10 protein-coding genes and 1 tRNA gene are annotated in these 13,261 nt (G+C 53.7%); 4 read left to right on the top strand and 7 right to left on the bottom strand.

What is annotated here, in order from left to right:
• Positions 1-203 precede the first annotated feature (203 nt).
• The 4 genes from ACXAIA_RS04070 (at position 204) to ACXAIA_RS04055 (ending at position 3,855) form a co-directional block, all read left to right on the top strand.
• Positions 204-827 (top strand): DJ-1/PfpI family protein, encoded by a 624-nt coding sequence (locus ACXAIA_RS04070; protein ID WP_475348224.1) that lies wholly within the window; start codon positions 204-206, stop codon positions 825-827.
• Positions 828-1,023: 196 nt separating this feature from the next.
• A complete protein-coding gene (locus tag ACXAIA_RS04065; RefSeq protein WP_475348223.1) occupies positions 1,024-2,739 on the top strand; it encodes a tetratricopeptide repeat protein in 1,716 nt (571 codons plus the stop codon).
• Between the two features lie 21 nt (positions 2,740-2,760).
• Positions 2,761-3,690, top strand: coding sequence for a 4-(cytidine 5'-diphospho)-2-C-methyl-D-erythritol kinase (locus ACXAIA_RS04060; RefSeq protein WP_475348222.1), 930 nt, complete (start codon positions 2,761-2,763; stop codon positions 3,688-3,690).
• A 90-nt stretch (positions 3,691-3,780) separates the two neighbouring features.
• Positions 3,781-3,855: transfer RNA gene (locus ACXAIA_RS04055), tRNA-Gln, on the top strand.
• A gap of 123 nt (positions 3,856-3,978) precedes the next feature.
• Here ACXAIA_RS04055 and ACXAIA_RS04050 read toward each other — a convergent pair.
• From ACXAIA_RS04050 to ACXAIA_RS04020, 7 genes are all read right to left on the bottom strand, one after another.
• Entirely contained in the window at positions 3,979-4,950 is a 972-nt protein-coding gene (locus ACXAIA_RS04050) for a sensor domain-containing diguanylate cyclase (protein ID WP_475348221.1), read from the bottom strand.
• A 172-nt stretch (positions 4,951-5,122) separates the two neighbouring features.
• Complete coding sequence (locus tag ACXAIA_RS04045) at positions 5,123-6,055, bottom strand: ROK family protein (RefSeq protein WP_475348220.1); 933 nt, start codon at positions 6,053-6,055, stop codon at positions 5,123-5,125.
• Positions 6,056-6,082: 27 nt separating this feature from the next.
• The gene (locus ACXAIA_RS04040; RefSeq protein ID WP_475348219.1) at positions 6,083-8,254 is read right to left on the bottom strand and encodes an O-antigen ligase family protein; all 2,172 of its coding nucleotides are present in this window, start codon (positions 8,252-8,254) and stop codon (positions 6,083-6,085) included.
• 29 nt (positions 8,255-8,283) lie between these two features.
• A complete protein-coding gene (locus ACXAIA_RS04035) occupies positions 8,284-9,531 on the bottom strand; it encodes a M16 family metallopeptidase (RefSeq protein WP_475348218.1) in 1,248 nt (415 codons plus the stop codon).
• Positions 9,532-9,577: 46 nt separating this feature from the next.
• Entirely contained in the window at positions 9,578-10,975 is a 1,398-nt protein-coding gene (thrC, locus tag ACXAIA_RS04030; RefSeq protein ID WP_475348217.1) for a threonine synthase, read from the bottom strand.
• Positions 10,976-11,169: 194 nt separating this feature from the next.
• Positions 11,170-11,589, bottom strand: coding sequence for a cyclic nucleotide-binding domain-containing protein (locus tag ACXAIA_RS04025; protein WP_475348215.1), 420 nt, complete (start codon positions 11,587-11,589; stop codon positions 11,170-11,172).
• 116 nt (positions 11,590-11,705) lie between these two features.
• Positions 11,706-13,193 carry a carboxypeptidase M32 gene (locus ACXAIA_RS04020; RefSeq protein ID WP_475348214.1) on the bottom strand — a complete coding sequence of 496 codons (1,488 nt, stop codon included), beginning with the start codon at positions 13,191-13,193 and terminating at the stop codon, positions 11,706-11,708.
• Positions 13,194-13,261: the final 68 nt, after the last annotated feature.

Below are 13,261 nucleotides of genomic sequence, written 5' to 3'. Positions count from 1 at the left end.
CGTCATGCGCAAAATCATTGTAAGGGCAAACGCAAGGATGCGCATATATCATGCAGCGGTCCTTGACACTTAACACCGCTGCTTTTTCTTTTAGTCTGATGATTGGCTGTTACCTCGCCGAAGCCGCATATCAGTTTTTACTTGTTTCAAATTCAATCTGCGCGTTCAATACCGGCCCTTTTAAACGCGCAGGCAAGATCGACATGAAAATCGCAATCGTGACACTCGATGGCTTCAACGAACTCGACAGCTTCGTCGCCCTGTCGATTTTGAACCGCGCCAAGGCCGATGGTGTCCATGCCGAAATCACGGGCACCGGCGAAACCGTCACGTCGATGAATGGTGTTTCCGTTTCCGTGCAAAACCCCCTGTCCTTTGCCAAGGATGCTGATGCGGTCTTGCTCGGCAGTGGCATTCATTCACGTGATCACATCAATAATCCCGATATTATGAAACCCCTGTCGCTTGATCCGTCGCGCCAGTTGATCGGGGCACAATGCTCGGGCGTTTTGTTTCTTTATCGGATGGGGTTGCTGCCCGCGACCGTGACAACAGATAGCAAAACCCGCCCGCTGATTGTGCGCACCGATACTGTCATCGAAGACCGCCCGCTGGTCGCACAGGGCAATATCGTCACCAGTGGCGGCTGCCTGTCATCAAGTTATCTTGCCGGCTGGTTCCTTGCCAAGGCGGTCGGTCTGGATAAGGCGATTGCGGTCCTTGAGACCGTCGCGCCGGTCGGGCAAGGCTCGCAATATGCCAAACAGGCCCGCGAAATCATTGGCAAACAGCTTGATGTCCCGGCAAAGCGCCCGCTTTATTGCTAGCCGAAATATGCCTCATGACCGCTGCTTTCCGCGCTTTGCGGCTCATTACTTTATTGTGATGGCTTTTGCGCATGGTTCCGTGTTGCAAATGCTTTGCCTTATAATTGCCGACTGAGTAGGCTAAACCCGAAATTCACTATGGCGATGCATACATCTTTGCATCTCCGAACCCGAATTGCGGACGCAGGAAAAGCCTTTGAAACGTAAACTGTTACACCTCCTCATCCCGATGACGGCGATTGCACTATCGGCCTGTGGCACCATGCCGCAGAATGGTGATGACGCCGTTTTCGAGTATCCGCAATCCAACGGTTTTTCGGGTAACTTCCTGGCCGGCAAAGCCGCACAGATGGAAAGCCAGTCGGACTATGCCGCACAATACCTTTTGCGTGCCCATAACCTTGATCCCGACAATGCGGAACTCCGCCGTCGCGCCTTTCTCGCGCTGATCAGCGACGGGCGCATCAACGATGCGGTCGGTATTGCTACCCAGCTGCAATCTGAAAATGATCAGGACCTGTTTGCAGCCCTGACCGTGATGGATGCTGCCATTCGCGAAGATCGCTATCAGGATGCACTTGATATTGTTTCAAGCCTGCCCGAACGCGGCATCAATGCGCTGATTGCGCCGCTGGCGAAGGCATGGCTTTACACCGGACTGGACCAAAAGGCGCCGGCAATGGCCGCCCTTGATGGCATGCAGGGCAATGGGTCGCTTAACCCGCTTTCGGAATATCATCGCGGCTTGATCCTGGCGCATTTTGGCGATTTTGATGCCGCCGAACGCGCCCTTGCCAGCGCCTATGGCGACCCGGCCGATGCGCCGCTGCGCGCAGCTGAGGCCCTTGGTGCGGTCTATGAGCGTAAGGGACAGGTGCAAAAGGCATCGCTTCTTTATGAAAGCTACATGGACCGGCATCCGCAATCACTTGCCATGCCTTTCCATTTGAAACGTCTTGATCGCAAAGAACCACCGATTGCCACCATGCTGACTCCGGCCGAGGGTCTGGCAGAAGCCTATCTTGATATTGCGACCCTGCTCAGTCAGGAAAACGCTGTTGATCCATCCTTGCTGATGGCGCGCTATTCCCTGTCACTGCGCCCGGATGATGACATTACCCGTCTTCTGGTGGGCGAAGTCATGGAAATCCAGGATCGCTTTGAAACGGCAATTGACGTTTACGGCGCCATTCCGGTGTCCTCGCCGCACAGCTGGAACGCACGGCTGCGTATCGCCTCCAGCCTTGAACAAATCGGTCGCGCCGATGAGGCGATTGATATCCTTGAAGACATGGTCAATGAACGCCGCGATCGCCCCGATGCCCTGATCCAGTTGGGCGATATCCTGCGCATTCAGCAGGAATATGGCCCGGCCGCCGATGCCTATGACAAGGCCATCGAACGCCTGGGTGGCCAGACCCAGGTTGGCTGGCGCCTGCTTTACCGTCGCGGCATTGCCCATGAACGCGCCGGTGACTGGGCCCGTGCCGAGGCCGACTTTCTTCAGGCGCTCGAAATCGAACCGGAACAGCCTTATGTGCTGAACTATCTCGGCTATAGCTGGGTGGATATGGGCATGAATTTCGATCAGGCCGAAGACATGCTCAAACGGGCCGTCGAATTGCAGCCCGATGATGGCTATATCGTCGATAGTCTGGGCTGGGTTTATTACAAGCTGGGGCGTTTTGAAGACGCGGTCGAGCAGCTTGAAAAAGCCGTCGAACTGAAACCTGACGATCCGACAATCAATGATCATTTGGGTGATGCCTATTGGCAGATCGGGCGCTATCACGAAGCCCGCTTCCAATGGCACCGTGCCCTGTCATTCAATCCGACCGAAGACCTGCGCAGTACTGTAGAAGCTAAAATCAATGGCCAGGTACCAAGCGTGGCCCCGATTGTCGTGAACTGACGCATTTGGGAAGAAACGTTCATGTCTGCGACCTATCGCCAGCAGGCACCTGCCAAGGTTAACCTGTTTTTGCACGTCACCGGCAAACGCGATGACGGCTATCACCTGCTTGAAAGTCTGGTCTGCTTTACTGCGACCGGTGATGTACTGACCGGCGAAGTACGCGATGATGACAAGATCACCCTTGCCATCACCGGCCCGATGGCGGCCAATCTCACAGGCGAAAACACCGACGAAAATCTTGTCATGCGCGCCGCATGGATGCTGCAGGAAGCCGGCAACATCAAACAGGGTGCAGACCTGATCCTTGATAAACGCCTGCCGGTTGCCTCGGGCATTGGCGGCGGATCGGCGGATGCGGCGGCAGCCATCCGCTTGCTCTGCGAGATGTGGCAACTCGACCTTGATACAGACACCCTGTCGCGCATCGCACTCTCGCTCGGTGCAGATGTCCCGGTTTGCCTGCATGGCAAAACCTGCGTGATGTCGGGGATCGGCGAGGAAATCACCGAACTGCCGGATTTACCCCCCGTACCGATGGTCCTGATCAATCCGGGCAAGGCGGTTTCAACGCCCGAAATCTTCAAGGCCCGCGCTGAAGAAGGCTTCAGCCCCGCCGGCGCGTGGGACACAAAACAGACATTTCAAAGTGGTGCCGCCCTTGCAGACGCCCTTTCGGACTGCGGCAATGACCTGACCCTGCCTGCCACCGGTATCCTTCCCGAAATTTGTGATGTGCTCAATACACTGGCCCGCGAAGAAGGCTGTCTGCTTGCCCGAATGTCGGGCAGTGGTGCCACGTGTTTTGGGATTTACGACACAAATGATCAGGCCGAACGCGCAGCCCATGCCATTGCCGCGCAGAACCCGGACTGGTGGATTTCGCCCACGCATATCCTGACGCAAAAGACCCGCGAGCAGGCAACAATCGGTGCAGCCTTCCCCGACTGAACATCAGGGCCGTGACCGGATAAAAAAACCTTCAAATAGAGGGTTGCACTCTTGGCATGAGGGCGCTATTTTCCGCGCCACACACGCTGATGGGGCGTGGCCAAGTGGTAAGGCATCGGTTTTTGGTATCGTGTACCGTAGGTTCGAATCCTACCGCCCCAGCCAAGACAAACCGCTTTGAGGTTTTCCTCAAAGCGGTTTTCTTTTGCGCGTTTGATAGCGCCCAAAGGGGTGCACAAGGGTGGTGCACAAAGGTGGCACGCAAACGTGCCACCAAACCACACTGGATCAGGTTTCTTTTGACTGGTGCATCGCGATGCTGGCCCGCGATACCAGCTTGTCGAGCGTATCACCGGATTCCGCAATACCCAGCCCAACGCTAAGCGTCAGGTGAAGCTGTTCCTTGCCAGTATGGAAGTCTTCCGCACGTACACGCTCCGTCAGGCGCTGCAGGTAATTAAGCGCCCCGGCGGCCCCGGTTTCGGGCATCAGGATCAGGAATTCCTTATCACTCCAGCGCGCGATCACATCGGTTTCGCGCATCATCTCGGATGCGACTTCGCCAAACAGCTGCAACGCCGCATCACCTGCATCATAGCCAAAGCTTTCGTTCAGCTTCTTGAGATTGTCGAAAAAGACCATGCCGACCACAACCGCATTGCCATAACGGTTCGCGCGCTCAAGTTCGGTACGCAGCAAACCTTCAATAAAGCGACGATTGTAAAGACCAGTCAGTGGATCCGTGTTTGTTGATCGCTCCAGGTCCGCACGAACCTTGTCGAGTTCCTTAAGATCATGGATATGCGCGACTGCCTGACCAAGTGAGTCGGCAAAAAGCTGCGCCATTTCGATATCATGCGCACGAAAAGCCGATACCGGTGATGCGCTGCCAAAGGCAAGGGTCCCGATACATTCGCCCTCCACCAGGATCGGTGCGCCAAGATAGGCGGCAAAACCGAACTTTTCGCCAGCCGGATGCTCGCTATATCCGGTTTCGCCAAGATCATGCACGGCAAGGACTTCCTTGGTGGCAATGACCTGGGCGCAAAACGTATCATCCACATCGAACGCCATACCGGGAGTCAGGGCATTTTCCGGGTGGAAGACCTGGCGAATTTCATAGGTCTCTTCACCAATGGCGCTGAAGATGCCAACAGGCAGACCGAACTGCTCGATGCCAAGCTTCAGGATCGCCTCAACACGCTGTTCGAACATTTTGGCCATTTCTGCCTGATGATCGGTCTCAAACTCGGTCGTCATGATGTTTCCCATTTTTTGACCGGCCTGGTCTTGCCCCGGACACCGGTCATAAAGTCTTGTTATACTGCGACAATTAAAACTCTCGGTCGCGAAAGGCAAATTCTAAACCCTTCACATACCAAGGCATAGGCTATTCTTCTGCTTGGATAATATTTTTCTGATATGACCGGATTCAATCACCCGGCTTCGCCCGCAACGACATCTGATGGAGCAAGGCTGCCCCGCGCAATCCACCGTCTCGGGCATAGGCACCAGGCACCACCAACGGTTCGTCATAGCGCCCCAGAACCTGGTGCCGGACCCGTGCGTCGATTTCCGCGATCAAGACTCCTTCGGATGCCAACCCTCCGCCGACCGGAATGCAATCCGGATCAAGAACATTGACCATAAGGGCCAGTTCACTCGCCACCAGGTCGCAATAAATATCGATGACCCGCGCAGCCCGATCGTCCCCGGCCTGCCATGCGGTCGTGATGTCATGACTGGCCGTTTCTGCCCCATGGATTTGCCAGTAGATACGCTCAAGCCCACGCGCCCCGCCCCAGCTATCAAGACACCCTGTACGTCCACAGCCGCAGGCAACAGATGATAGGCCATGGCGGATCAGCGCGCCACTGACATCATTGCCATGCCCCCACTCCCCGCGAATACCGCTGTTGCCACCAACAAACTGCCTATCAAACACGGTGCCGCCGCCAACCCCGGTCCCAAGGATGATGGCAAAGACAGTCCGGGCGTTTTGGGCCGCACCTGTTGTTGCCTCGGCCAAGGCAAAACAATCGGCATCATTTTCGACCAGAACCGTGCGGCCCAGAATATTGGAAAGCCCGGCGGCGAGCGGCCAGCCCTTGATCGCTGGAATATTGGCCGAAATCACCGCCCCGGTTTTCGGGTCTACCCCGCCCGCCAGACTGATGCCCACCGGACCTTGACCGTATTGTGCGTCAGCCTCCCGCACGAACGCGGCCAACGTTTTGACAAAGCCGTCCCGATCATGACGCGGTGTCACGACCTTGCGATGAAGAACCATTTCCCCACCGCCATCAAAAACACCGAACTCTATATTCGAGCCACCTATGTCAAAGGCATATTGCAGCAAGAGCACATCACTTTAAGTCGTTTAATTACTTAATCATCTTTGCTTTGGCACTCTGGAACGGAGACTAAACGGGGACGCCAACAGCAACCCAAATGCCAGCCAAAAAATACGCTGATAGACTAGTTCATGTGCCATTCCCATGATCGCAGCGTTTAACAACACCATGGAAAATGCCATTAAATACGGGTTTCTCAGCCATTCTCGGCTTAATACGACTTTGCCGCCAAATAGAAAAGACGGAACCACAATGACCAAAAAACCTAAAAGCCCCATCTCTGCTAAAATCCATAAGAAAGAGTTATGAAGCACCAAAGGGCTACCGTTGAACTCTTGGCTCTCATGGAATGCCCCGAGCCCTGCACCCAATACAGGGTTTTCCAGAAACATGTTCCACCCAACAATTATACTCTCAATCCGATCAAGTTGGAGTACAGAGAACTGCGACCGTGTTCGGTCAATTAGAGCAATCCCTGCTCCAGTATCGGCAGCAAACTGCAAAACCTCGTTTGCGGCCAACACCGAGCCATAAATTATCAAACCAAGCACGACTGAGTATAGTACCCGCCTCCAATCACAAAATACGAAAATTAGCGCAATAAATGTAAATGATATGAGAGCGGCTCGAGATACAGTCAAAAACACTAGAGCTATAATAACCGCCAAAGAAAAGACACCAATTATACTTTTCTTCGAACCACCTGAACGAATATCAAATGGAAAGGCAATGCAAAAAACTGTAACTAAGAAGAAAGCGAACGAGTTTGGGTTCCCTAAAAAACCGCTCCAACGGGGGGTATGCCAACCCAACGCCAACAAAGATTCGTACCCCAGCCCCAGACGCATCAGAAATTCAATAATTGCGACAATGGGCAAAGCGATGAAGATCGTCCTGACTGCCACCCGAACAGCAAACTCGCCCCAGAAAGCAGTCGAAACTACCCCCACAACCGCGTAGGAAAAAAGAACCCCGCTGCCAAGCAAGCGATTGTACAAGGCCCAATCCGAATACCCTACTTTTAGCAGACCTAAAACATAGCTTGCGAGAAGAACACCTCCTGCTGCCAGAAGCCAGTACCCCACCCGCCGATCCAGCCATACAATACCAAAAGCTCTACGCTGCAACAGCACCAAGACGAAGGTCATGCCTACAATTAGCGCGACCGGATCCGCCAGATTGACGGCAAGACTCCCTGTAGCCAAAGGCATTGGGACTTGCACCATCATGAGAGTCATGACAATTGGCACACTTGTCCATGCAAGGAGCATAGTTAGTCTTTTGCTGTAAAGGCTTATTCCCTCGGTGTTTTTACCTTTATTAGCTATATTTTTTTGTTTTCTGACAAGAGTTACAACTAACAAATTACAGACAAGCGCGACAAGAGTAAGCAGACCAACGCCTATGCCTGCGGAAACGCCAAGTTCACTCGGCAAAGCAGCTATTCTGAACGCAAAACTTGCAGATACCTCTCTCACCCCCCAACCACCGAAACTGATTGGCAGAGCTCCCCCTAGCATCGTCAACACGCCAGCTAGTATTGAGTTTTGATCAACTGATATTCCATTCGACAAGCCGATCATCAAAGAAAGGTAAGCACTGAGCATACAAATATGCATCAGAACTACTAGCAGAACTATGCCCCAAAATTTCCACCCAAATCCACCAGCGATGAAGACATTTACTTCTGCTCGTTGTCTTGGGAAAAGCACAAAACAGTATGAGAGGAATACACTTACAAACACAAAGAAAAGTGCCATGTAAATGGGCGTACTCGGCAATGATATGATTGCTCCACCCAAAACATAAGCAGACAACCCTATCGATGCTATTAACAAAATCGATAAAGAAATCGCCCTTTCCAAAGCTGTTACAATAAATGAAACCTCTGACCTATTTATCTTATTAACAAGAAGAGATCTTGAAATGCTTTGTCCAAAAAAATTAAAAAACAAAAACCCTGATAGTATAGAATATACATTTATTTTATGACAATCCCACGCTCCAATTCGCACTCCAAACAGATGCAAAACGAAACCAAATCGAATACTACTCAATAACTGGTTCATAAGAACAAATAAAAACGCAACAAAAACCCAATAAAAGTTAGCACCTTCGAAATAAATTAGAAATTCTTTTAGGTCGACGATCAGCGTTAGAGCGATTATCGACGCGAAGAGAAACAATATTTTTACAAGTATTATCTTCAATATTTTCTCTCGAACCTAGGGCGCATTAGTTATCCCAGTTTCAAAGAAATCTCGGGTATCTGATCCACCGAACCAAGGGCCGTGATGGTCGGTTTGCCATCCAGCAACGCCTTGCCGGAACGACGCACGCTTTCAAGATCAACCGCATCGATCTTGGCGACGATTTCTTCCATGCTTTGCGGCTTGCCGAAAATCTGGATCTGACGTGCCAGTGTTTCACAGCGACCGGAATTGCTTTCCATCGCCATCACCACGGACGCCTTGAGCTGTGCACGTGCACGTGTGACTTCTTCTTCCGAAAGGTCTTGGGTTGCGCGCACCAGTTCATCACACATCACCGGCATCAGTTCGCCAATGTCATTGGCCCCGGTCCCGGCATAAATCGAAAACAGGCCGCCATCCACATAATGCGACGAGAAGCTATAGACCGAGTAAACCAGTCCGCGCTTTTCACGGATTTCCTGGAACAGGCGCGACGACATGCCACCACCGAGCAGGGTGTTGAACACCTGCAGGTCATAGAAACTGTCATCGGTGTAGGACACCGTCGGCAGACCCATGATCACATGGACCTGTTCAAGCTTGCGGTTTTCGATCCGGCTGCCGCCTTCATATTTCGCGGGCTCGATCGCGTGCTCTTCATGGGCGGGCAGGCTATCGAACTTTTTCGACACCATGTCGACGACACGGTCGTGTTCGACTTTGCCGGATGCCGAAAACACCATGTTTTTCGGGCTATAACGGCGCGACATGAAATCAAACAGATCATCGCGGCTCAGCGACGATACATTTTCCGGGCTGCCCAGGATCGAACGCCCCAAGGCCTGATTTGGCAGAGCGGTTTCGTGGAAATAATCGAAAATGATGTCGTCGGGCGTATCGTTCGCCTGACCAATTTCCTGCAAGATCACTTGACGTTCGCGTTCAAGTTCCTTCGCATCAAGTGTCGAGTGCTGCAGGATATCGGCAATCACGTCAATCGCCAGTTCCTGATCTTCGTGCAGGACCTTGCAGTAATAGGCCGTGTTCTCGCGCGAGGTATAGGCATTCATCTGCCCACCGACCGCTTCGATTTCTTCGGAAATCTGCAGGGCGGAACGCCGACGTGTGCCCTTGAACGCCATATGTTCAAGCATATGGGAAATGCCGTTGATGTCAGGCGACTCATTACGCGCCCCAACATTAACCCATGTGCCCAAGGCAACCGACTCTACGTGATCCAGACGGTCGGTCGCGACAATCATTCCATTGTCAAGCCGGGTTAGCTCGACTGTCATATAGCATCACTCCTGTTTAGTATTTCGGGTCCAACCATGGCGGGTCTCAGGCAGCACGTCGGTTTTTACGAACATGCGCCATCAAGTCAGCCACATCATTGGACATTGGTTCGACCTTCTCAGGTCGGTCATATAGATCGGAAAGACGCGGCGGCAAGTCCGGGTAGATCCCCGATGCCTGCTTGACCGCATCCGGGAATTTCGCCGGATGTGCCGTTGCCAATGCCACCATCGGCACTGATTTGTCGCGGTTGCACTGACGGCCAGACACAATGCCGATCACGGAATGCGGATCAACCAGTTCGCCACTGGTCGCCAGTACATCCTTGATCGCGGCTTTGGTTTCCCCGTCATCAAGGCGATAGCCATCGAAATGTTCACGCGCGCGGTCAAACTGGCCCTGCGACATTTCCATCACCCCGGTCTCGCGGAATTTGGTCAGCATCTCGGCAATTGCCAGACCATCACGGTCATAAAGATCAAACATCAGACGCTCGAAGTTCGAGCTGACCTGAATGTCCATCGACGGGCTGAGCGACGGCTCAACGCCTTCCATCTTCATGACGCCACTTTCAAAGAAGCGGGCCAGAATATCGTTGCGGTTGGCACCAACCACGAACTGCTTGATCGGAAGGCCCATCTGCATCGCCGCATAACCGGCATAGACATTGCCAAAGTTGCCCGACGGCACAGAGAAGGAAATTTCGCGCTCTGGCGATCCAAGCTGGACACCCGCCCAGAAGTAATAGGCAATCTGGCACATGATGCGCGCCCAGTTGATCGAATTCACTGCCGACAGACCAACTTCATCGCGGAAGCCATGATCATTGAACAGCGCCTTGACCAGATCCTGACAATCATCAAACGAGCCTTCGACAGCAACGTTATGCACATTGTCCGACAGGATCGTCGTCATCTGACGACGCTGGACTTCCGAAACACGACCTTTGGGGTGCAGGATAAAGATGTCGATATTTTCACGATCCCGGCAGGCCTCAATCGCGGCCGAGCCGGTATCACCCGACGTCGCACCGACAATCGTGATGCGCTCGCCGCGTTTGGCCAGAACATGGTCAAACAGGCGACCCACGACCTGCAGCGCATAGTCCTTGAACGCCAGCGTCGGACCATGGAACAGCTCCATGACCCAGTCATTCGGACCAAGCTGCTTGAGCGGTGCAACCGCTTCGTGATCAAAGCCACTATAGGTGTCTTCAAGAATGGCCTTAAGGGCGTCGTCATCAACGGTGCCCGACACAAACGGCTGGATCACCTTGAAGGCCACTTCGGCATAGGTCAGAGTTCGCAGCGCACGAATATCTTCCTTGGAAAAGGTCGGCCAGGTTTCGGGAACATAAAGCCCCCCGTCACGGGCCAGACCGGCAAGAAGAACTTCATCGAACTGCAAAACGGGGGCGCTTCCCCGCGTGCTGACATAGCGCACTAGACCTGCTCCTGCATAAGGCAAATACCGGTTCCATGCGTTCAGGGAGATTTCGCCCCAAAAACACGGCAAGGCCTGATTTAGTGAGGGTTTGCGCCGCTATAGTCAAGGGGCAATACAGCAGGTCTGGCACGCATAGCGCATAAAGCACGGTCAAGGCGGGCCGTTGCTGCAAACATCACAAAGAAGATGGCTTAGCCATCAAGCGGGATGTCATGTTCCTTGAGCTTGGCCTCGGCCAGGGCGGCACGACGGACGACTGTCCGGTAGTTGCCCAGAAGGATTCGCAGAACCGCCTTGATGAACCGGTCAGAGCCCGACATCTTCTTTTCGAACGTCTGGCGGCTGATTGCGATCAGAACGGTACGCTCCTTGGCCCGGGCAGATGCCATGCGCGGCTGGTTATCGACAAGGGCCAGTTCGCCAAACAACCCGCCTGCATCAATGGTTCCCAGGATGACTTCTTTGCCTTCGCTCAGCGTCTTGAAGATTTCGACCTTGCCTTCTTGCACAACATAGGCGGCGTTGCCGGGCTTGCCTTCGCGAAAAATGACCTGATCAATGGCAAAGACCTGTCGGTCCATCACCTTCTTGTTGCCGTCGGTTATGCCCATGTTTTTGCAGTGCCCATGTAAATTTAGCCGGGATTATATCCCCGGTCATTGCTGGCAGCGTATATCACCAATCCATCAATCAATGCTAGCAGATTGCCCGATCCGTTCAATTGAATTTAACGGCCATACCTATTCTCAAGATGGGCCTTGAACGCATCAATGCCAAGCGGCTTTCCTGTCGCGGCTTCAAGGATGGCATCGGAGGATTTGCTAGATGCCTGACTGTGAATGTTTGTGCCAAGCCACGTCATCAAGGGTGCAAAGTCACCGCGCGACAATGCGCCCGGGATTTCCGGGTTGGCGTCCCTGGCCGCGGCAAATATCTGGGCGGCTGCCATTGCCCCCATCGTATAGGTCGGGAAATAGCCCCACGCGCCAGACGGCCAGTGGATATCCTGCATGCAGCCATTACGGTCATCTTCGGGAACAATGCCCAGAAGCTTCTGCATCATCTCGTTCCAGGCACCCGGCAAATCGGCAAGCTTCATGTCGCCTTCGATCAGCGCCCGTTCAATGCGGTAACGCAGGATCACATGCGCGGGATAGGTCACCTCATCGGCATCCACACGGATCAGGCCCGGCTCAACGCGGGTATAAAGGCGATGCAGGTTGGCGGGCTTCCATGCCGAACTGTCGCCCCCAAAGGCCGCCTCGAACACCGGCCCGGCATAGGTCAGGAATTCTTCCGACCGGCAAGCCTGCATTTCCACCAGAAGTGACTGACTTTCATGCATGGTCATGCCGCGTGCCGTGCCAACCGGCTGGTTCTGCCATTCCTTGGGCAAGCCGCGCTCATACATGGCATGGCCGGTTTCGTGTAAAACGCCCATGATCGCCGAGGTAAAATCATTCTCGTCATAGCGCGTGGTCAAACGCACATCTTCCGGGATACCGCCACAGAACGGATGATGTGAAATATCCAGACGTCCGTGGTCAAAATCGAACCCGACCGCCTTCATCAGATCAAGACCAATGCGGTTCTGGGTTTCAACCGGGAACGGACCAACCGGTTTGATCGGCGTGTCTTCGGATTTCTGACGCTCGATAACATCGGCAGTGAAATCGGGCAGGAAGGATTCCAGCTCGGCAAACAGGCTATCAATCCGCTCTGAGCGCATCATCGGATCATATTGATCAAGCAACGCATCATAAACCGATGTGCCCAGCGCCTCTGCCTTGGCCTTGCCGGCCTCAATCGACAGATCAAGGACTTCCTGCAATTGCGGCAACAAACCCTTGAAGTCATTCTCGGCCCGTGCTTTGCGCCAGGCAACCTCACACCGGGTTTCAGCGCGCGACATCTTTTCGACCAGATCGGCCGGAACCGCCGTGCCATGCACCCAGCCGCGCTTCATTTCTGCAAGGTTGGCCTTCTGCCAGGCATCAAGGTTTTCGGTTTCGGCGCTGGCAATCAGATCGCCCAGTTCCGGCGCATTGATCAGCTCGTTTTCAAGAACACTCAGCGTGGCGAGCTGTTCGGAACGGGCATCCGCCCCGCCGCCCGGCATGATCACCGCCATATCCCAATGCAACATGCCGCCAATCCCCGACAGGACGCTCATGCGGTGAAAACGGGCTTCAAGCTTTTTATAGGCTTCGGTCATGGGAACTCCTGCGCGGGCAGTCGGGTCAGGATGACTGTCCGCAAAATATCAATCAGATGGGGACGGTG

Source organism: Thalassospira sp. ABL2_045, from assembly GCF_056161285.1.
This window is presented reverse-complemented; position numbering and strand designations above follow the sequence as displayed.